The 20,097-nt window shown below is 66.0% G+C and carries 19 protein-coding genes; 5 read left to right on the forward strand and 14 right to left on the reverse strand.

Going from position 1 to position 20,097, the window contains the following annotated elements; genetic code table 11:
• The first annotated feature begins 15 nt into the window (after positions 1–15).
• Positions 16–426, forward strand: a complete 411-nt coding sequence (locus C0606_10355) for a response regulator (protein ID PLX38795.1) — start codon at positions 16–18, stop codon at positions 424–426.
• 136 nt (positions 427–562) lie between these two features.
• Here the strand turns inward: C0606_10355 and C0606_10360 are convergent, their stop codons facing one another.
• The 4 genes from C0606_10360 to argH all read right to left on the reverse strand — a co-directional run bounded on the left by C0606_10360 (position 563) and on the right by argH (position 6,429).
• Positions 563–3,097, reverse strand: a complete 2,535-nt coding sequence (locus C0606_10360; GenBank protein ID PLX38578.1) for a TIGR02302 family protein — start codon at positions 3,095–3,097, stop codon at positions 563–565.
• Between the two features lie 150 nt (positions 3,098–3,247).
• On the reverse strand, positions 3,248–4,519 hold the full coding sequence (lysA, locus tag C0606_10365; protein PLX38579.1) for a diaminopimelate decarboxylase: 1,272 nt from the start codon (positions 4,517–4,519) through the stop codon (positions 3,248–3,250).
• Positions 4,520–4,531: 12 nt separating this feature from the next.
• A complete protein-coding gene (locus C0606_10370) occupies positions 4,532–4,738 on the reverse strand; it encodes a hypothetical protein (protein PLX38580.1) in 207 nt (68 codons plus the stop codon).
• Between the two features lie 131 nt (positions 4,739–4,869).
• Positions 4,870–6,429: an argininosuccinate lyase gene (gene argH / locus C0606_10375; protein ID PLX38581.1), complete on the reverse strand. Its 1,560-nt coding sequence runs from the start codon at positions 6,427–6,429 to the stop codon at positions 4,870–4,872.
• A gap of 29 nt (positions 6,430–6,458) precedes the next feature.
• Here argH and C0606_10380 point away from each other — a divergent pair, with 29 nt between their 5' ends.
• Both C0606_10380 and C0606_10385 read left to right on the forward strand, forming a co-directional pair.
• Positions 6,459–7,124: a redoxin gene (locus C0606_10380; GenBank protein PLX38582.1), complete on the forward strand. Its 666-nt coding sequence runs from the start codon at positions 6,459–6,461 to the stop codon at positions 7,122–7,124.
• A 4-nt stretch (positions 7,125–7,128) separates the two neighbouring features.
• On the forward strand, positions 7,129–7,473 hold the full coding sequence (locus C0606_10385) for an antibiotic biosynthesis monooxygenase (protein PLX38583.1): 345 nt from the start codon (positions 7,129–7,131) through the stop codon (positions 7,471–7,473).
• 22 nt (positions 7,474–7,495) lie between these two features.
• Here C0606_10385 and C0606_10390 read toward each other — a convergent pair whose 3' ends face one another.
• Genes C0606_10390 through C0606_10405 form a run of 4 tightly spaced genes read right to left on the reverse strand, consistent with a single transcriptional unit; the run spans position 7,496 to position 11,378 of the window.
• On the reverse strand, positions 7,496–8,449 hold the full coding sequence (locus C0606_10390; protein ID PLX38584.1) for a cyclohexadienyl dehydrogenase: 954 nt from the start codon (positions 8,447–8,449) through the stop codon (positions 7,496–7,498).
• A gap of 29 nt (positions 8,450–8,478) precedes the next feature.
• Positions 8,479–9,579 carry a histidinol-phosphate transaminase gene (locus tag C0606_10395; protein PLX38585.1) on the reverse strand — a complete coding sequence of 367 codons (1,101 nt, stop codon included), beginning with the start codon at positions 9,577–9,579 and terminating at the stop codon, positions 8,479–8,481.
• Between the two features lie 41 nt (positions 9,580–9,620).
• The gene (locus C0606_10400) at positions 9,621–10,622 is read right to left on the reverse strand and encodes a hypothetical protein (protein ID PLX38586.1); all 1,002 of its coding nucleotides are present in this window, start codon (positions 10,620–10,622) and stop codon (positions 9,621–9,623) included.
• A gap of 15 nt (positions 10,623–10,637) precedes the next feature.
• Entirely contained in the window at positions 10,638–11,378 is a 741-nt protein-coding gene (locus C0606_10405) for a methyltransferase type 11 (GenBank protein PLX38587.1), read from the reverse strand.
• Positions 11,379–11,574: 196 nt separating this feature from the next.
• Here C0606_10405 and gloB point away from each other — a divergent pair, with 196 nt between their 5' ends.
• Together gloB and C0606_10415 are read left to right on the forward strand one after the other, a co-directional pair.
• Positions 11,575–12,348 (forward strand): hydroxyacylglutathione hydrolase, encoded by a 774-nt coding sequence (gloB, locus tag C0606_10410; protein PLX38588.1) that lies wholly within the window; start codon positions 11,575–11,577, stop codon positions 12,346–12,348.
• Positions 12,349–12,357: 9 nt separating this feature from the next.
• Entirely contained in the window at positions 12,358–12,795 is a 438-nt protein-coding gene (locus C0606_10415; protein PLX38589.1) for a cupin, read from the forward strand.
• Between the two features lie 21 nt (positions 12,796–12,816).
• Here C0606_10415 and C0606_10420 read toward each other — a convergent pair whose 3' ends face one another.
• The 6 genes from C0606_10420 to C0606_10445 form a co-directional block, all read right to left on the reverse strand.
• Positions 12,817–13,671, reverse strand: coding sequence for an EamA family transporter (locus tag C0606_10420; protein ID PLX38590.1), 855 nt, complete (start codon positions 13,669–13,671; stop codon positions 12,817–12,819).
• A 204-nt stretch (positions 13,672–13,875) separates the two neighbouring features.
• The gene (locus tag C0606_10425; protein ID PLX38591.1) at positions 13,876–14,859 is read right to left on the reverse strand and encodes a hypothetical protein; all 984 of its coding nucleotides are present in this window, start codon (positions 14,857–14,859) and stop codon (positions 13,876–13,878) included.
• Positions 14,856–16,901, reverse strand: a complete 2,046-nt coding sequence (locus C0606_10430) for a C4-dicarboxylate ABC transporter permease (protein PLX38592.1) — start codon at positions 16,899–16,901, stop codon at positions 14,856–14,858. The genes C0606_10425 and C0606_10430 overlap by 4 nt, the downstream gene beginning before the upstream one ends.
• Before the next feature lie 210 nt (positions 16,902–17,111).
• A complete protein-coding gene (locus C0606_10435; protein PLX38593.1) occupies positions 17,112–17,477 on the reverse strand; it encodes a sulfite reductase subunit gamma in 366 nt (121 codons plus the stop codon).
• A 193-nt stretch (positions 17,478–17,670) separates the two neighbouring features.
• On the reverse strand, positions 17,671–18,393 hold the full coding sequence (locus C0606_10440; protein ID PLX38594.1) for a beta-ketoacyl-ACP reductase: 723 nt from the start codon (positions 18,391–18,393) through the stop codon (positions 17,671–17,673).
• 119 nt (positions 18,394–18,512) lie between these two features.
• Positions 18,513–19,694 carry an acetyl-CoA C-acyltransferase gene (locus C0606_10445; GenBank protein ID PLX38595.1) on the reverse strand — a complete coding sequence of 394 codons (1,182 nt, stop codon included), beginning with the start codon at positions 19,692–19,694 and terminating at the stop codon, positions 18,513–18,515.
• Positions 19,695–20,097 lie beyond the last annotated feature (403 nt).

Here is a 20,097-nt window from a genome sequence, read left to right on the forward strand (position 1 = left end):
TTGGAGGGGATGAGCATGGCTCGCATCCTTTTGAGCGACGACGACGATTCGGTTCGGGCGTTCGTCGCGCGCGCGCTCGAGCTTGACGGTCACGATGTGACGGTCGCCGCCGACGGCTCCGAAGCCAACGATATCCTGCACCGCGAAGAAGGCGGTTTCGACCTTCTGCTGTCCGACATCAAGATGCCGGTGATGGACGGTATCGCGCTTGCCCTCAATGCGGCGCGCGACTGGCCGGACATGCCGATCATGCTGATGACCGGCTACGCCGATCAGCGAGAACGGGCGTCAGGTCTCGACCAGCTCGTCGAGGATGTGGTGCTGAAGCCGTTCACGCTGGCCGATATCCGCTCGGCGGTCGGCCGGGTGATCGCGGCGCGCAAGCCCGAAGTGGCGATGACGGCAATGGGCGCGACCCGCCACTGACCGTGTCGGCGGTGCTTCCTTAGAGGTGCCGCTTGCTCGCCCTGCCGTCGGCGCATTTGTGTCGGCACGCTGGCCGTTGAGGCCGTTTCCCGAGTTCCCGATTGGATTGCCGTGTTGCGCCGGATGGGCGCGTGCGTCAGTCGCTCGGCAGCAGTCGGTCGAGATAGTCGAGTTCGGGGCGGGGCCGGCTGCGATCGTCGAGCCGCCGGCGAAGTTCTTCGAGAATGCGCCGTGCGCGCTGGATATCGATCTCGTCGGGGATCTTCACCGGCTCGCTGCCGCTAAAGCCGCGATTTCGTCCCAGAGGGTCATTGCCTCCACGGCCCTGCTGTCCGGGCGACATGCCGCCGCGACCGTTTCCGCGGCCTTCCGCCATCATCTGGTCGAGCAGCTTGCCGGCGCCCTGCTGCAGCGCGGAGAGCGCGTCGCCCTGATCGCCGACCGCCGGGCCGGGTTCGCCCTGGCCGAGATTTTCGTCGGCGCCCTGCATCGAACGGTTGGCCTGGCCGAGTTCCTTGCCCGCTTCGACGCCCATCTCGCGCATGCGCTCCAGCATCGCCTCGAGCTGTTGCTGTAGCGCCTGCTGGCGTTCACGCAGTCGTTCGAGCGCCTGCTGGCGCTCCTGCTCGGTCATGCCACTTTGGGGATCGCGGTCGGAGCGCTCGCCGGGCCGGCCCTCGCTGAGGTCGCGCTGATCGAGTTCGAAGGTTTCGTCCATCAGGGCGCGCTGGCGCGCGATCATGTCGCCGAGTTCCTTCATCATCTGGCTCATCTCGGCGGCGCGCTGGTCCATCGGCCCCTGCTGACCGGTCTCCAGGTTCTCCATCATGCGCTGCATTTCGGCGAGCAATTGCTGGGCGGCATCGCGAGCGCCGGAGCGGGCCAGTTGGTCGATCTGGTCGAGCATGCGCTCAAGGTCGCGGCGGTCGATCGTCTGGCGATTGGGGTCAAACGGCGCGGCTTGCTGGGGATTGCTGCGGGCCTGGCGCTGGACGGCGTTAAGGAAGCGGTCGAGGGCGGCGCGCAGATCCTTGGTCAGACGCTTGATCTCTTCTTCCGAGGCGCCTTCCTCCAGCGCTTTCTTCAGCGCTTCCTGGGCATCGCGCAGTTCGCGGCGGGCGAGCGAGAGGTCGCCGTCCTCGATGGTGAGCGCCAGCGTCCACAGCAATTCGACCACGTCGCGCAGAGCATCGTCGGTGCTCGCTCGAACCAGCTCGCGATAGGCGAAACGCAGGCCGAGATAGGTGCCGGCATCGGGGGTGAAACGCTCGGGCGCGATCATCAGCGCATCGATGGCGGCGACGACGCGGTGGCGATCGCGGGCGTCGAGGGCGAGGATGCGGCGCTGCTCGACGAGGGCGCGGGCGAGTGGCTTGGAGAAATGACGTTCGGGCAGCACGAATTCGAGCGGCGTCGAGCGGCCCTCCTGACCAGCGGCATCGCGGGCGGTCAGCGTCAGGCGCACGGTGCCGCCGGAAAACGGGTGGGCGGAGAGGTCGCGCAGCGTGCGGCCGGTTCCCTCCGGCGCGCCGCGCGCCGGCAGCGCCAGCGGGAAGGTCGGCGCCTCGAACAGCGGGCGGGCTTGTGGGTCGGCGTCGTCGGCTGCGGCGATCTCCGCCTTTGCAGCGGTGACGCCGAAATCGTCAGTGGCGGAATAGGTCAGGGTGAGCGCGCCCGATGCGGTGCTGCCGGGCTCGCCGGCAAGCGCGATCACCGGCGGCGTATCGGGGGTGACGGAAAAGCGCCAGGCGACGAGCGGCTCGCCGTTGCGGGAGACGTGAACCTCGCCGTCGGTATCGAGCCGAGTGCGAAATTCCTGCCGGTCCGGCGTTTGCGCCGGGGGTGCGGTATCGTCCGGCTTTCCTTCGGGTTCGAGCCCGGTTTCCTCGCCGTCGACGAGCAGCGTGACGGCGACGGGGTCGCCGCCTTGGGCGCGCGCCACCAGGATGCTGCCGGCGGGAACGACGATGGCCTCCTCGGCGCCGGCGGCTGTGTCGCCGGTGAGAAACACCGGCGGGCGTCCGGTGTAGGCCGGCGGGTTGACCCATGCGTCGAGGCGCATCGGGGCGGGGCCCGTGCGCTCGGACGGCGGTGCGTGGAAGGCGTCGCCAAGGCGGGTGAGATAGGCGCCGTTGGCGGTGAACAGCCCGGCAAAGAGCAGCGCGCCGACGATTGTCCTGAGCGCGAACGGATCGCGGCGGAAGGCCTGCGGGCTCGGGATGCCGGCGACGAGCCGGTCGAGCCTGCGGGCGGCATTCTTCCTGTGCGCCTGCCACAGGGCGCGGCTGGCCGCATCCTCGGTGCCGCCGGCCTGATGGTCTTCAAGTGCCGTCAGAGGCCGGTGGGTGAGGCCTGAGGCTTTCTCCACCCGGGCAAGGCCGGCGCGTCGGTCGGGCCAGGCGATGCCGCCGATCGGGATGAGGCTTGCAACGAAGGCAAGGCCGAACAGGGCAACCAGCGTGATGCGCAGCCAGTTGGGGAGAAGGGGCCAGAAGCCGACGAAAGAGAGACCGGCGAAAAGGGCCGCGATGGCAATGGTCAAGGCAAGGTGCGGCCAGAGCTGTTCCCACAGGAGGGCAAGGCGCGCGCGCAGCACGGCATTGCAGATGCGGCGTTCAAGGGCATTGCCTTCGCCGGTCGTCTCCGTGGCTGTTTCCTCGTGCCCGCTCAAGCGCGTGTCATCCTCCGAAAGCTGCTCGCAGCACCAACCGCCCGGCTTGGCCGGGGCGGATGGCGGGTATCGATCCTATCACAGCGTCCGGATCTGTCCGCAGTAAGGCAGCGGTTTCACACGGGAACGTGAAGCGGTCCGAAAGTGCGATCAGTCGCTGAGCCAGTCGGGGATCGTGTCGAGGCCGATCAGATCGTCGTAGCTCGCGCGCGGGCGCACCACCGCGAATTGATCGCCATTGACCAGCACTTCGGGCACGAGCAGGCGGCTGTTGTACGTGCAGGCCTGCACCGCGCCGTAGGCGCCGGCGGAATAGACGGCGATCAGATCGCCCGAGGAAAGCGGCGGCATCGGCCGGTTGTGGCCGAGGAAATCGCCCGTCTCGCAGACCGGACCGACGATATCGACCGGGCTGAGAGCCGCACCGGCATCGGGCTCCGCCACCGGCTTGATCTCGTGATGGGCCTCGTAGAGCGTCGGGCGGATCAGGTCGTTCATCGCGGCATCGACGATGAGGAAGGTCTTGTGGGCTTCCTTCTTGACGTAGATGACCGAGGTGACGAGCAGGCCGGCATTGCCGGCGATCAGGCGTCCGGGCTCGAAATAGACGTGGCAGTCGAGCTTTTCGACGTGCTTCCTGACCACTTCGGCGTAGGCCTGCGGATGCGGCGGCGGTTCGTTGTTGTGCAGATAGGGGATGCCGAGGCCGCCGCCGAGGTCGACATGGCTGATGGCATGACCATCGGCGCGCAACTGGCCGATCAACTCGCCAAGGCGCGAGAAGGCGGCGTCGAAGGGGCCGAGCTCGGTGATCTGCGAGCCGATATGCATGTCGATGCCGATCACCGCGATGCTCGGCAGTGCGGCGGCGCGGGCATAGATTTCGCGCGCCCGTATCCACGGAATGCCGAACTTGGTCTCGGCCGAACCGGTGTCGATCTTGGCGTGGGTGCCGGAGCGGACGTCCGGGTTGATGCGGAACGAGACCGGTGCGGTGACGCCCTTGCCGGCGGCAACGGCGGACAGCAGTTCCAGTGCCGGTTCGGATTCGACGTTGAAACAGCCGATGCCGGCATCGAGCGCGAAGGCCATTTCGCCGGCGGTCTTGCCGACACCGGAGAACATGATCTTGTCGGCGGGAATGCCGGCGGCGAGCGCGCGTCGCAGCTCGCCCTCCGAGACCACGTCGGCGCCGGCGCCCTGACGCGCCAGCGTCTTCAGCACGGCCTGGTTCGAGTTCGCCTTCATCGCATAGCAGACGGTGACCGGCAGGCCATCGAAGGCGTCGCGGAAGATGCGGTAATGGTGTTCGAGGGTCGCGGCCGAATAGACGTAGAACGGCGTGCCGACGGTCGCGGCGATATCGGCAATCGCCACGCCTTCGGCGTGGAGCTGGCCGTCACGGAAAGCAAAATGATGCACGTGGGATGTCCGTCAAAGCAGAGGGTCGAGGACGAAGGGGCGTTCGGGAACGGTCGGGCCTTTGCGCGTTTTCACCATCGGGTATTCCGCCTGCTGCGCAGCAGCGGCTTCGGGCGGACGTTCGAGCGAGCCGCGCCGTCCGCAGGCGGACAGGCCGGCGCCGAGCGCGACGATCACGGTGACGGTCGCAAGGATGGACCAAAGATTGCGGCTACGCACCGGTAACTCCTTTTGCCTCGAACGCCCTGTGGCGCGCACAGCGTGTTCCTAACATGGCATGATCTCGGCGGCGAGGCGAGTTCGATCAGCGGCGCGCTGCCGCCCGTTCGGTTTTCCGGGGTGAGGGCGGATCAGGCGGTGCCGCCCGGCCTGCCGCCGCCACCCGGCCTGCCGCCGCCACCTTGCTGGCCCGCTCCGGGCTTGCGGTTGCCGGCTCTACCGGGGCCGCCCTTGCCGGGACCGGCATTGCCTTTGCCAGCACCGGGGTTGCCCTTGCCGCCTGCCGCACCCTTGCCAGCCTGCTCCCTTTCGAGGAGCCGCAGCCAGCGGCGCGCGGTCTGGCGGACATTCTGCGGCGCGGTGCCGCCGAAGCTGGTGCGCGACCTCACCGAATTGATGACCGACAACACCGAGAAAACGTCATCGGTGATGCGGTCGTCGACCGCCTTCATGTCGGCAAGCGGCAGCTTCTCCAGCGAAACCTTGGCTTCGGCCGCCTTGGCGACGATCTGACCGGTGACGTGATGGGCTTCGCGGAACGGCATGCCGATCACCCGCACCAGCCAGTCGGCGAGATCGGTGGCGGTGGCGTAGCCCTCACGCTGGTCGGCCATGGCACGCATAGCCTCGGTGTTGGCCTGCATATCCTCGACCATGCCTGTCATGGCGGCAAGGCTGAGACTCAAGCTTTCGAGTGCGTCGAAGACCTGTTCCTTGTCTTCCTGCATGTCCTTGGAATAGGCGAGCGGCAGGCCCTTCATGACGGTGAGCAGCGCGATCAGACCGCCATTGATGCGGCCGGTCTTGGCGCGTACCAGCTCGGCGGCGTCCGGGTTGCGCTTCTGCGGCATGATCGAGGAGCCGGTGGTGAACTTGTCGCTCAGCGACACGAAGCTGAAGCCGCCGGAGCACCACACGACGATTTCCTCGGCCATGCGCGACAGGTGCGAGGCTGAAATCGACGCGGCCGCCATGGCCTCGATCGCATAGTCGCGGTCGGACACGGAATCCAGCGAATTGGCCGTCGGACGGTCGAAGCGCAGCGCCCGCGCTGTCATGTCGCGGTCGATCGGGAAGGACGTTCCGGCAAGCGCCGCGGCGCCGAGCGGGCACTCGTTGAGCCGCTTGCGGGCGTCGACGAAGCGGCTGCGGTCGCGGCCGAACATTTCGACATAGGCCATCAGATGATGGCCGAAGGTGACCGGCTGGGCGATCTGCAGATGGGTGAAGCCCGGCATCACGGCGTCGGCGTTTTTCTCGGCCTTTTCCGCCAAGGCCTTCATCAGCTTGGTGAGCTGGCCCTCGATCACGTCGATCATGTCGCGGACCCACAGCTTGAGGTCCGTCGCCACCTGGTCATTGCGCGAGCGCGCGGTATGTAACCTACCGGCGGAGGTTCCGACCAGTTCGGCCAGCCGCGCCTCGATGTTCATGTGGATGTCTTCAAGATCTCGCGAGAAGGTGAAATTGCCGCTTTCGATCTCTTGCAAAATCGTGTCGAGACCGTGCAGAACCTTCTGGGCATCGTCGCTGGCGACGATACCTTTCGCCTCGAGCATGATCATGTGGGCCATCGAGCCGGTGATGTCCTGCACGTAGAGCTTCTGGTCGAAGTCGATGGAGGCGTTGATCTCCTGCAGAATGGCGTCCGGGCTCTCTGCGAACCGGCCGCCCCACATGGTGTTGCTCATATCTATCCCCTTCGGAGGCCTTTTCGACGATGACCAAGGCATCGACCCCGCGCTCGAAGACACGCCGTGTCGTTTTCCTGGCTGCCGTCGCCGGCGCGATTGCCGGCCTTGTGGCGGTAATACTGGTTCGCGGATTGCCAGGCAACGGTCAAGGGGCTCTGGCTGCCTGCGCCGATACGCGCGCGCTGGTCGAAGCGGTCAAGCCGCTGCGTGGCGGTGAGGTGGCCAACTTCCTGCCGAGCGAGCAGCCGATCAGCGTCGCGGACCTGGTGTTCGTCGATGAGTCCGGCGCCGAGCGCAAGATGACCGACTACGCTGGCGAGACGGTACTGCTCAATCTGTGGGCGACGTGGTGCGCGCCGTGCCGCAAGGAAATGCCGGCGCTCGACCGGCTGCAGGCCGAGCTCGGCAGTGAGAAGTTTTCCGTCGTCACTGTCAATATCGACCGGCGCAATTCGGAGCGGGCGAAGAAGTTCTTCAAGGATATCAACATCGAGAATCTGGCCTTCTTCGCCGACCCGACGATGACGCTGTTCGAGACGCTGAAATCGCGCGGGCGGGCGATCGGCATGCCGACGACGATGCTGATCGACGGCAAGGGCTGCGTGATCGGCACCATGCACGGCGCGGCGGAATGGGATTCCGAGGACGCGGTGAAGCTGATCAAAACCGCGCTTGGGGCTGCTGGAGAATAGCCCGATGATCATGGTCATCTTCGAGGTCTGGCCCAAAGAAGGCTGCCGCGAGGCCTATCTCGACATCGCCGCCGAGCTGCGCCCGTTGCTGCAGACCATCGACGGGTTCATCTCGGTGGAGCGCTTCGAGAGCCTGAACGAGCCGGGCAAGATGCTGTCGATCTCCGTGTTTCGCGACGAGGCAGCGCTCGATGAGTGGCGCAAGGTCGAACAACACCGGGTTGCGCAGGCAAAGGGCCGCTCGGAGCTGTTTGCCGACTACCGCATCCGCATCGCCGGGGTCGTGCGCGACTACGGCATGGGCGAACGCGACGGCGCACCGGACGACAGCCGCGCCCGGCACGGCTGAGGCGGCTTCCCACCTGCAATCGCTATTCGGCAGCGTCGTCCTTCGGCGCGGTGTGGCCGTGCTTGCGGCCGAAATCCGGTATGTCGGTTTCCTGGCCGGCATCGATGATGCCGCGGCGGATGGCGCGGGTGCGGGTGAACAGGTCGAACAGCTTGTCGCCCTGACCCCAGCGGATCGCCCGCTGCAGCGCGATCAGATCCTCGGTGAAACGCCCGAGCACCTCGATCACCGCCTCGCGGTTGTTGAGGAAGACGTCGCGCCACATGGTCGGATCGGAGGCCGCGATGCGGGTGAAGTCGCGGAAACCGCCGGCCGAGAATTTCATCACTTCCGATTTCGTCACCGTTTCCAGATCGTCGGCGGTGCCGACAATGTTGTAGGCGATAAGGTGCGGCACGTGGCTGGTGACGGCAAGCACCAGGTCGTGGTGTTCCGGTGTCATGACCTCGACGTACGACCCGAGACCTTCCCAGAAGGCCTGGACCTTTTCGGTCGCCGCCGGGTCGGTGCCCTCGGGTGGGGTCAGGATGCACCAGCGCTGTTCGAACAGTTCGGCAAAGCCGGCGTCGGGACCGGACTGTTCGGTGCCGGCGACCGGGTGGGCGGGCACGAAATGCACGCCCGACGGCAGATGCGGCTGCATCTGCGCGACGACGGATCCTTTGACCGAGCCGACGTCGGAGACGATCGCGCCGGGCTTCAGCGAGCCGGCGATGGCGCGCGCAACCGCACCGCAGGCGCCGACCGGCACGCAGGCGATGACGAAGTCAGCATCGGCGGCGGCCTCGGCCGCATCCGTGTGATAGCTGTCGCCGAGGCCGAGTTCTTCGGCGCGCGCGAGTGTTTCGGCACGCCGTGTGCTGATCGCGATGTGGTTCGCGAGTCCCTTCAGGCGCGTGGCGTGGGCGATCGAGGAACCGATCAGGCCGATGCCGATCAGTGCGATCCTGTCGAATACCGATACCGGTTCGGCCATAGTCACAGATGTCCTAATTCTCGGCGGCTCTATGCGGCCATGAAGCGGGTCAGCGCGTCGATGACGGCGCGGTTGGCCTCTTCCGAGCCGATGGTCATGCGCAACGCGTTCGGCAGGCCGTAGTTTCCAACCGCGCGTAACACGATGCCCTGGCTTTGCAGGAAGTCGTCGGCTTCGGCCGCCGTCTTGCCGGTTTCTTCAGGGAAATGCACCAGCAGGAAGTTGCCGACGCTCGGCGTCACGGTGAGGCCGAGGCCGACAAGTTTGTCGGTGCACCAGGGCAGCCATTCGGCGTTGAACTCGGCCGCCTTCTCGGTGAAAGCGCGATCACGCACGGCGGCAATGCCGGCGGCAATCGCCGGGGCGCCGACATTGAACGGGCCTCGGATGCGGTTCAGCGCGTCGATGATGGCGGCCGGACCGTAGCCCCAGCCGAGACGCAGCGCGGCAAGGCCGTAAATCTTCGAGAAGGTGCGCGTCATGATGACGTTCTCGGCTGAGCCGGCGAGTTCTATGCCCGCTTCGTAATCGTTGCGGCGGACATATTCGGCGTAGGCCGCATCGAGCACCAGGAGCACCGAGCCCGGGAGGCCGGCATGCAGGCGGCGGATCTCCTCGAACGGCAGATAGGTGCCGGTCGGGTTGTTCGGATTGGCGACGAAGACGACCTTGGTGCGCTCGGTCACGCGCTCAAGGATGGCGTCGACGTCGGTGGTGAGATCCTTTTCCGGTGCGACGACGGGCGTGCCGCCGGCACCCCTGATGGCGATCGGATAGACGAGGAAACCGTGCTCGGCGTAGATCGCCTCGTCGCCGGGGCCGATATAGGCCTGCGCAATCAGGTTGAGGATTTCGTCCGAGCCGGCGCCGCAGATGAGGCGGGTCGGATTGAGGCCGTAAACGTCGCCGATCGCTTCGCGCAGCGCGGTCGAGGCGCCGTCGGGATAGAGCTCGAGGTGGTCGGCCACGTCGCGATAGGCGTCGATGGCCGCAGGGCTAGCGCCGAGCGGGGTTTCGTTCGAGGACAGCTTGAACAGCTTGCTGCCGCCGGTCGCCTTCGACTTGCCGGGCACATAAGGCGCGATGTCGAGAACGCCGGGACGGGGAACGGGGCGGGCGGTATCACTCATTTCGGGTCATGCTCCAGGACCGGCGGACAGTGCCGGTACAGTTACTCTTTGTCTGTTTCGATGCGCATGGGCGAAGAATAGCCGCCGGCAGGACGCAGGCCGGTTTCGGATCCCGCGTCGGCGAGCAGATCGGCGATGGTGTCCGGCTCGAGCGTCTTCGGCGCGGCGATCAGCGCGTCGGTGCGGCCATTGGCGCTATGGGTCGCGAGGATTTCGATCTCGAGGGCGGCAAACCCTTCGGCGATGTCGGCATCGTCTGACCAGTCGGTCGCCCAGCACAGGCGGTCGGGGTCGGACTGTTCGTCGAGCGGGTTCGAGACGACGACCATCGGTGTTGCCGCCGCCCGACCGTCCATTTCGAAGAACGGCGTGCGGGCGATGATGCGCGGGCCGGCCGGATCGGTCAGCGCGGTCCACCACGGGCTCGCTGCTTCGCCGAGGCCGACATAACCGAGATCGGAGCGCGAGGCGGCGACCGCCGAGATCGCGCTCGCTGCGTCGGGCTGGTCGGTGTGCGGCACCGAGAAACCGAAATAGAAGCGCAGGCTGTCATAGGCCGGGGCGACGCCGATGCCGGTGTCGAGATGGATGCCATAGGGCGCCTGCAGATAGGTGAAGGTCGAGATGATCTCGCGCCACATATGCTCGACCGTGGTCAGCGGCAGGCTGCCATGGTGGCGCTCGGCGAAGCGGTACATCATGTCGGCCTCGCGGCGCGGCCGGAAGGCGACGCCGGTGTGGTCGGCGCGCTTGACCTTGATCAGCGAGTCGATGATCGAGGAGCGCTCGATCAGGCGGTCGTGGATTTCGCGGTCGAGGGCATCGATCCGCGTGCGGATTTCGGCCAGTCCCGCAGGAGCGGAACCGCCGGCTTTCGGATCGATCGGCTTGTCGCTCTCGTCGGTCATGAAATGCCTTCGGACTGCAGTGATTGGCTGAGCGCGCATGCGGGCGCTTTCGAGCGTTCCTTCATAGGCAAGGGGCGCCGCAAAAGCAAAAAAAACATAAGCAGAGCACCGCGAAACGCCGTCGCTGAAGGCCATTCGTCGGTGCGGTTGTCAGTGCTTGGCGCGGGGCGCTGCGTGCGGCACGAAGACGGGGCGGAAGATCGCCGAGCGCTTGCCCTTGTCGGTTTCCGCCAGGCCGGCGGTCATCTGCTTTTCGGCGTCGACCATGATGGCGCCGGAAAAGGCCGGCCAGAGGCGGCGGCCGAAGCGCTCCCAGGCGCCGGCGGACGACAGCGCCCAGCGCGACGAGAAGGGCGCGAAATGCAGCCCCTGTGCCCAGCTGCGCGGCGCGAACATGGACTCGCGCAAGAGGTGGCCGAGCTGCGCCCGGCTGTAGGGATGGCCATAGCCGAAGGGGCTCGTCTCGACGCGCGCCCACAGGCCCGACCGGTTGGGAACGACGGCAAGAAGCCGGCCGCCCGGTACCAGCACGCGCCAGGCCTCGCGCAGGAAGGCGCGCGGATTGTCGACCATGTCGAGGCCGTGCACGGTCACCAGGCAGTCGATCGAGGCGTCGGGCAACGGCCAGGCCTCTTCTTCGACCAGCGCCGCCATGTTGGCCTTGTCGCGGGGCCAGCGGGTGACCCCTTGCGTTGCCGGCATGAAGGCGAGCACCCGCTCGGCGGTGGCGAGATAGGACTGCAGATAGGGGGTGACGTAGCCGACGCCGAGAACGATTTCGCCGGTGTGGGGCGGGCGCAGATTGCGCATGTCGGCGCCGAGATGCTGACGCACGATCCGGCCGATCGGCAGATCGTAAAATGCCCGCATATGCACAACGTCGAGATACATGGTCGCCCAACCCGTTTCCGTTGAAGGACTTTACAGGGGCTTCCGGCCGACGCAACCGGCACGCGATGTTGCCCTAAAGGAAGCTGGCGGCAAGGCTAACAAAACTCGGATTTGCCGCTGATTGACCGATTCGCTAGACGGCAGCGACCTGAGCCGTCACGATGTCTTTTTGCAGCCCCGCAGTAGGAGAATCACCATGGCCGGTTTGGAGTTCTTTCAGTTTCCCTGTCTGTCGGACAATTACGCGGTGCTGGTGCATGAGGCGGTGAGCGGCACGACGATCCTGGTCGACGCGCCGGACGAGGACGCCATCCGCGCGGCGCTCGCGGAAAAGGGCTGGCCGCTGACCCATATCCTCGTCACCCATCATCACTGGGACCACACCCAGGCGATCGAGGCCTTGAAACCGACGACCGGCTGCACGGTGATCGGGCCGAAAGGCGAGGCGGCGAAGATCAAGATCCTCGACGAAACCATCGACGACGGCGATGAGGTGTCGCTCGGCGGCGTGCGGGTGAAGGCAATCGCGACGCCGGGCCATACGCTTGGCCAGATCTCCTATTGGCTACCCGATGCGGGCGTGGTGTTCACTGGCGACACCATGTTCTCGATGGGCTGCGGGCGGGTGTTCGAAGGCACCCCGTCGATGATGTGGGGCTCTCTTGACCGGCTGTCGTCGATGCTGCCGGACGAGACGCAGGTCTATTGCGGGCATGAATATACGCTGGCGAACGCCAAGTTCGCGGTCACGGTCGATCCGGCAAACGACGCGCTGCGCGAGCGGCTCGAGGAGGTCGTGGCGCTGCGCAAGGAGGGCAAGCCGACGCTGCCGACGACGATGGGGCTCGAGCGGGCGACCAACCCGTTCCTGCGCGCTCGCGATGCCGGCATCCGCGCCCATCTCGGCATGAAGAACGCGAGCGATGCGGAAGTCTTCGCCGAAATCCGCGCCCGCAAGGACAATTTCTGAGGCCGGCCGATGAGCGATCCCTATCGCGGCCTGTCGGCCGAGGACGTTGTCCGCCTGCTCGATCTGGACCCGCATCCCGAAGGCGGGTACTTCCGCGAAACCTTCCGGGATGCGGGCAGCGGCGCGCGGGCGCATTCGACCGCGATCTACTATCTGCTCGGCGCGGGCGAGATGTCCGCCTGGCATCGGGTCGATGCGGCCGAGGTCTGGCACTGGTACGCGGGTGGTCCGCTCGAGCTTTCGCTGTCTGTGGACGGAAACAACGCGACCGCGCATCTTCTCGGCTCCGATCTTGCCGCAGGCGAGCGGCCGCAGGTCGTCGTTCCGGCGACGGCGTGGCAGTCCGCGAGGCCGCTCGGGGCCTGGACGCTGGTCGGCTGCACGGTCGCGCCGGGCTTCGATTTCGCAGGCTTCGAGATGGCGGAACCCGGCTGGCGACCGGGGTGACTGTCTGAGGGGGCGGGGCGCTCAGCGTCTGAAGAGGTCCTTGGCGGCGAGCGCCGCGCCGCCGGTGATCAAGAGGCAGGCGATTGCGATGATCCAGCTCGCTGCGCCGAAGCCGAAGGCAATCAGTACCAGCGTCGACAGCAGCGGGGCAGCGTATGAGGCCGCGCCGAGCACCTGAATGTCGCCGCGTTTGACGCCGAAATCCCAGACATAGAAGGCCGCGCCGACGGGCATCAGGCCGAGAGCTGCGACCGCGAGCCACTGGCCGGCGGTTTCGGGCCAAACGGTCGTCTCGAAGGCGAGGTGGCAGAGGGCGGACAGTGCCGCTCCGGCGAGGCAGAAGCCGGCGACCACGTCGGTCGGTACGGCCTTGAAGCGGCGTGACAGGATCGAGTAGCTCGACCAGGTCAGCGCGCAGACGCCGGCCGCCAGATAACCAAGGCTGTGCTGGGCTTCGAGCGTGAAGCCCCTGCCGCCGGTGACGATAAGCGCGGTGCCGGCCAGACCGAGTAGCGCGCCGGCGATGTGAAACCAGCGTAGCCGCTCGCCCGGCAAAAGGGCGGAAAAGACGACGATCAGCAACGGCCAGAGATAGGCGATCAGTCCGGCCTCGACCGGCGGGGCGTTGCGCAGCGCCGTGTAGTAGAAGAAATGGTAGCCGAACAGGCCGCCGACGCCGAGCAGCCAGACCGGCCAGGGCTGGATGAGGGCTGCCGCCGCGCCGCGCCGCCAGGTCCAGGAGACGGCGCCGATCAGCCCGCCGATGGCGAGCGTGATCGCCAGCAACTGGAACGGCGGCATGGTGCCGCTTGCGGCCGTGAACAGCGCAAGCAGCGACCACATCAGGATGGCGGTGAAGCCGACGAGGGTCGCCATGCCGCGGCTCGTATCGGTCCGGTCGCCTGCGTGTCGCTCTGAGGTCATTGTGGGATCGTGTCTGGTCGCCTCGGGAGGGCGCAGGATGAGAGTCCGCCGTGACGAGGTCAAGCGGCTTCGGCCCTTCCGACTGCGGCTGCAAAAAGAAACGGGCGGAGCCTGCGCCCCGCCCGATCCTGATGTCGTGCCATTTCTAGAAGAAGCTTATTCGCCGACCTTGATGCCGGCTTCCTCGTAGTATTTTAACGCGCCGGGGTGGTAGGCCATGGCATGCGCCGGGGCCATGGCTTCGGCCTTGCCGCGGCCGAAGGCGCCGAAGGCCTTCTTGAGTTCGGTGTTGTTTTCGGCAATCGCCTTGGTGACGTTGTAGACGAGCTCGTCCGGCGCGTCCTTGTTGGTCACCATCACCCAGGGGATTTCGATGATGTTGGCGGCCTTCTGCAGGCCGGCGATCTTTTCGTTCGCCTTCATCGAAACGATGCTCGCGGCCGGCAGGAACTCCTTGAAGCGGGCCTGGCCCTCGGGGCTCGCGTCGAGCGAGACATACTGGATGCCACCACGCGACTGGAGCTGCGCGTTGACCTTCTTGCCGGCCGCCGAGTTGAGGCTGATCAGCGTCACGTCGACGAGGCCGTCGCCAAGCGCCTGCATACCCTGCACGAAGTTGGCGACCGGGATCTGCTGGAAGTCGTCATAGGTCATGCCGCCATTGGCGAGCGCGCCGGCGATGTAATAGGCGATGATCGAGGAGGCGGTGTATTCCGAGGCGATCTTGAGATCCTTGCTCTTGGCCTTGACGTCCTCGATGGTGCCGAGGCCCGCATCGGCGGCGGCCATCAGGCCGGTGCGCAGCGGGAACATAACGCCGACCATGCGCAGGTCGGGGTTCGGCTTGCCCTCGAAATTGCCGGTGCCGTTGAGCGCGTATTCCGCCTCGACCGCATTGCAGAAGCCGAAAGCGGCTTCACCGCGATTGATCAGCGGAATGTAAGCGGCGGTACCTGCCATCGGCTGCGGGCGGGCGGCGATGCCGGCCTTCAGGTTGAGAACCTTGGCGACCGCCTGGCCGGTGCTGTGGCCGAGGCTGCCGGCCTGACCCGTGGCGATGCCGACCACCTGGGCAGCCGCCGTGCCGGCAAGGCCGAGCACGAAGCCGGCCGCGAGCGCGGTTGTCGTCAGTTTCCTCATTGCATTTCCTCCGGTTTGGGATCGATGGGTGTTGCTGCGGCCGCGGCGGCCTTGCCGCGTGCCGACAGGATGAGAACAACGGTAAGGCCGATGGCAGTGGCGATCATCGCCGCATTGATCCAGACCCACGCCGGGTGGACGGCGTGGAACGGCATGCACAGGATGCCGGCGGTGCCGAGCGCGAGGCGGGCCCACAGCGGCAGGCGCGCGGTCAGATATCCGACGATGCCGACGGTCACGGCGAAGATGCCGACAAGGGCGCGGCCGGTATCGGCAATCATATCGGCGGTCGAGCCCTGCAGCATGATGGCCGGCGAGAAGACGAAGATAAACGGGATCACATAGGCGACCCAGCCGATGCGCATGGCGGCGAAGCCGGTGCTCATGGCGTTCGCCTTGGAGATCGCGGCGGCGGCGAAGGCGGCGAGCGCGATCGGCGGCGTGATCATCGACATCATGCCGTAGTAGAGGATGAACATGTGGGCGGCGATCGGGTCGATGCCGGCCTCGACGATGGCCGGCGCGATGAGGACCGCCAGCAGGACGTAGACGCCCGACGTCGGCATGCCCATGCCGAGCACGATGCAGATGGCGGCTGAGACGAGCAACAGCACGACCATGTTCGAGCCGACCGACTGCAGCAAAAGCAGGGTCAGCGAGAAGCCGAGCCCGGTGATGTTGAGGATGCCGATAACGAATCCGGCGGCGGCGACGATCAACAGGAGCTCGATGACGCTGCGGCCGGTGTCGACGAAGGAGTCGATGATTTCGCCAAAGCCGAGCCGCATGCCGCGGTAGGGGCGCAGCAGGCCGACGACGACAATCGACAGGGCCGACATGAGCGCTGAGTATTCCGGCGAGTATTCCAGCCAGAACAGCGCCGCCATCAGGATGACGAAGGGCAGGATAAGGTGCCAGCCTTCGGCGAAGATCGTGCGCAGGGTGCGGGTTTCCGTGTCAACGGCGGTAATGCGGTCGCGGGCGGCGATCAGATCGACCTGCAGGAAGATGCTGACATAGTAGAGGACGGCGGGCAGGATCGCGGCCGTCACCACGGCGAGGTAGGGGATTTCAAGGAACTCCGCCATCAGGAAGGCGGCGGCGCCCATGATCGGCGGGGTCAGCTGGCCACCGGTCGAGGCGATGGCCTCGATGGCGCCGGCGTCCTCGGCGCGATAGCCGCCGCGGCGCATCAGCGGAATGGTGATGACCCCGGTAGTGGCGACGTTGGAGACGGCGCTGCCGGAGATTGAACCGAACAGGGCGGAGGCGACGACGGCGATCTTGGCCGCGCCGCCGCGCGTTGAGCCGGTGGTGGCAAGCGCCAGATCGGTGAAGAACTCACCGCCGCCGGCCTTGAACAGCAGCGTGCCGAAAAAGATGAACAGCACCACGATGGTGCCGGCGATCTTCAGTGGCGTACCGAACACCGCACTCGGGTCGAAGCCGATATATTGAACCAGTTCGAACACGCCCATCTGGCGGCCGACGAGCGGGCCCGGTGCGAGATGGGCGAGCAGAGCATAGGCGACGAAGATGGCGATGATCAGGAACAGGGTCAGGCCGGCGGCGCGGCGCAGGCCCTCCATGACGCAGACGACGACGATGCCGCCGATGACGATCAGTTCGATCGGCCTGTCGGCGATGCGCTCCAGAAGAGATGCGTAGAACAGCGACGAGAAAAGGAGCGCGCCGAAGCCGGCAGCAGCCAGCGCGTAGTCGAGGAGGGAAGGCGTTCCACCCTTCGAGCCGTCAATGCGGATGGTGAGGAACAGGATCGCGATGCCGAGGCCGAGCATCAGCGCGAGAAGCTGCTCGGTCAGGATCGGGATGCCGAGATGGATCGGCAGGTTGAGATTCCACAGGATGCAGAGCGTCGGAATGAGGAATGCCGCCACCTGCGCAAGGCGCCTGGAAAAGTTGGGTTCCGTTCCAGCCATTGTCGCGTATCCCCGCCTGGACCCGGCTTTTCGTTTCGGCGGACCGACGGCCCGCAACGTTCTCGCCGGTTTTCTCTCTGCCTGCCGATGGCAAGCGAGCATCGTCGGTCAAGTTAAGCAGATATGACCGGGCGGGCGTCATTGCTTTCGTGGTCCGGGTCATTGGAAATGGCTAGACGTGAGGGAGCGACTGTGCGGCGCCAATACCCTTTCGCGTTGTATCCAAGGTCTGGAAAACCGTAACAAATCGCTCTCGCATACATATACCGGAGCGATAAGAAATTGCTGGAATGCGGGTGGGGCGTGACGGTGTCAGCCGGTGCTCCAGGCGCGCGGCTGGCGCATGCCGGAGATCTTGCAGGCCTGTTTGACGTAGCCGTAGGGGAACAGCGTGAAGAAGCGCTGACGGGCGGCGCGTTCGCTTTCGTCGTGGCGTGCGGCGAGGAAGCGGAAGGTGAAACGCGCGTCGGCTGCGATGCCGTGTTCGTCGAGATAGGCGCGCATGAAGAGCAGTACGGCCCAGTGTTCATCGGTCAGCGTCAGGTTTTCCTCGGCGGCGAAGACTTCCGCGACCTCCTCGTTCCAGTCGGCGGGGTCGACGAGATAGCCGTGACCGTCGCGGCGAATGTCGCGCGTGCCGATCCGGGTAGTGGATATGGTCTCGGGTACTGCCCGCATCAGATCCGTCCTCGTTGCCGTCCTGTCCGCACATCGTCCACCGCAGATGGCGGCATTGCGCTCCCTTATAGCTTACCCGGTCCATGCCGCGTTTGCGCGCAGGCAATTGTTTGCCCTGCGTTCAGGCAGCAAAAAAGGCCGCGCCCGGATGGACGCGGCCTTCGATCTGTTTTTCGATCAGTCCGTTCCCGAACTAGGTCAGGTACTGCCCGCCATTGACGGTCATGGTCGAGCCGGTGATGAAGCCGGCGTCGTCGGAGGCGAGGAACACCACGGCGCGGGCGATTTCTTCCGGCTCGCCGAGGCGGCCGACCGGAATGCCGGCGACGATGGAATCAAGCACCTTCTCGGGCACGGCGCGCACCATGTCAGTGCCGATATAGCCCGGGCAGATGGCGTTGACGGTGATGTTCTTGCGAGCGCCTTCCTGGGCGAGCGCCTTGGTGAAGCCGATGTCGCCGGCCTTGGCGGCGGAATAGTTCACCTGGCCCATCTGGCCCTTCTGGCCGTTGATCGACGAGATGTTGATGATGCGGCCGAAGGCGCGTTCGCGCATGCCTTCCCAGACCGGGCGGGTCATGTTGAACAGGCCCGACAGGTTGGTGCTGATTACGGCGTCCCACATGTCCTTGTCCATCTTGTGGAACATGGTGTCGCGGGTGATGCCGGCATTGTTGACCAGCACGTCGACCGGGCCGAGATCGGCTTCGACCTGGGCGAGGCCGGCGGCGCAGGCGTCGAAGTCGGCGACCGACCACTTGTAGACGGCAATACCGGTTTCGTCCTTGAACTTCTGCGCGGCTTCGTCGTTGCCGGCGTAGTTGGCGGCAACCGTGTAGCCGGCATCCTTGAGGGCCTTGGAGATCGCCGCGCCGATGCCGCGCGTGCCTCCGGTGACCACTGCAACTCTACCCATATGTCATTCCTCCCAGTTTCCGGCCCGCGGGCGGGGCCGCCGTCGTCTTGGTGTTTGTGTGTTTTTGGCGCGCCGCCGCGAGTTTGTCGGGCGGCGCGCGAAATCGTCTGCGCTGAAGATTAGCGCTCGAGGCACATGGCAACGCCCATGCCACCGCCGATGCACAGCGTCGCGAGGCCCTTCTTGGCGTCGCGACGGACCATTTCGTGCAGCAGGGTGACGAGGACGCGGGCGCCCGATGCGCCGATCGGATGGCCAATGGCGATGGCGCCGCCATTGACGTTCACCTTGTCGGTATCCCAGCCCATGTCCTTGTTGACCGCGCAGGCCTGCGCGGCGAACGCCTCGTTGGCCTCGATGAGGTCGAGCTCGGCGGCGGACCAGCCGGCCTTCTCGAGCGCCTTCTTGGAAGCCGGGATCGGGCCCGAACCCATGATCGCGGGATCGACGCCTGCGGTCGCCCAGGAGGCGATGCGGGCGAGCGGCTTGAGGCCACGCTTCTCGGCTTCGGCGGCCGACATGATGACGAGCGCGGCGGCGCCGTCATTGATGCCCGACGCGTTGCCGGCGGTCACGGTGCCGTCCTTGGAGAAGGCCGGGCGCAGCTTGGCGACGGTGTCGAGGGTGGCGCCGTGGCGGATGTACTCGTCATCCTCGACGATGGTGTCGCCCTTGCGGCCCTTGACGGTGACCGGGGTGATCTCGTCCTTGAAACGGCCGGCCTTCTGCGCGGCCTCGGCCTTGTTCTGCGAGGCCACGGCGAAGGCGTCCTGTTCGTCGCGGGTGATCTGCCACTTCTCGGCGACGTTCTCGGCGGTGGTGCCCATGTGGTAGCCGTTGAAGGCATCCCACAGGCCGTCCTTGATCATCGTGTCGATCATCTTGGAGTCGCCCATCTTGGTGCCGGCACGCAGATGCGCGCAGTGCGGGGACAGGCTCATCGATTCCTGGCCGCCGGCAACGATGATGTCGGCATCGCCGGACAGGATCTGCTGCATGCCGATGGCGACCGTGCGCAGGCCCGAGCCGCAGACCTGGTTGAGCACCCAGGCGGTGGTCTCCTCCGGCAGGCCGGCGGCGATGGCGGCCTGGCGGGCCGGGTTCTGGCCCTGGCCGGCGGTCAGCACCTGGCCGAACACCACTTCGTCGACGTCGGCGGGCGCGACGCCGGCCTTTTCGAGCGCTGCCTTGATGACCGTGGCACCCAGTTCGTGCGCCGGCACATTGGCGAAGGCTCCGCTGAAGGACCCGACCGGCGTGCGGGTGGCGCTGACAATGACGATATCGTTCGGCTGGCTCATGTAGGACCTCCCGTGGTGCCCCTTTGGGCGTAAGAAACATCGCCGGCGACCACACGTGCCGCCGCTGTAAATCCGTTGCTTGCGAATACAAACCGCGCGCGGGGCGCTGTCAACCGCGCTGAGGGCGCTGCAGCATCGCCAATTCGGCTGTCGACCAAAGGCTTATGCGCTTTCCCGAATGGTATGCGCGGACCGTCGGTCTGTCGATCGGTCGTTTCGACTTTCGAAATGAGTTTTTGCCGGTGCGAAATAAAACGCTGCAATGCCCGCAATATTCCCTATCTTGAATATAAGGTTGGAATTGGCCATGATTTTCATAATGTGCTACCCGCATACATCTGCGCCACGCCGCAACTGACCCCGAGACGGGGTGCGGTGCAAAAGAAGCGACGGGTCAAGGAGT

The sequence above is a fragment of the Hyphomicrobiales bacterium genome (assembly GCA_002869065.1).
Taxonomy (GTDB): Bacteria; Pseudomonadota; Alphaproteobacteria; order Rhizobiales; family Rhodobiaceae; genus Rhodobium.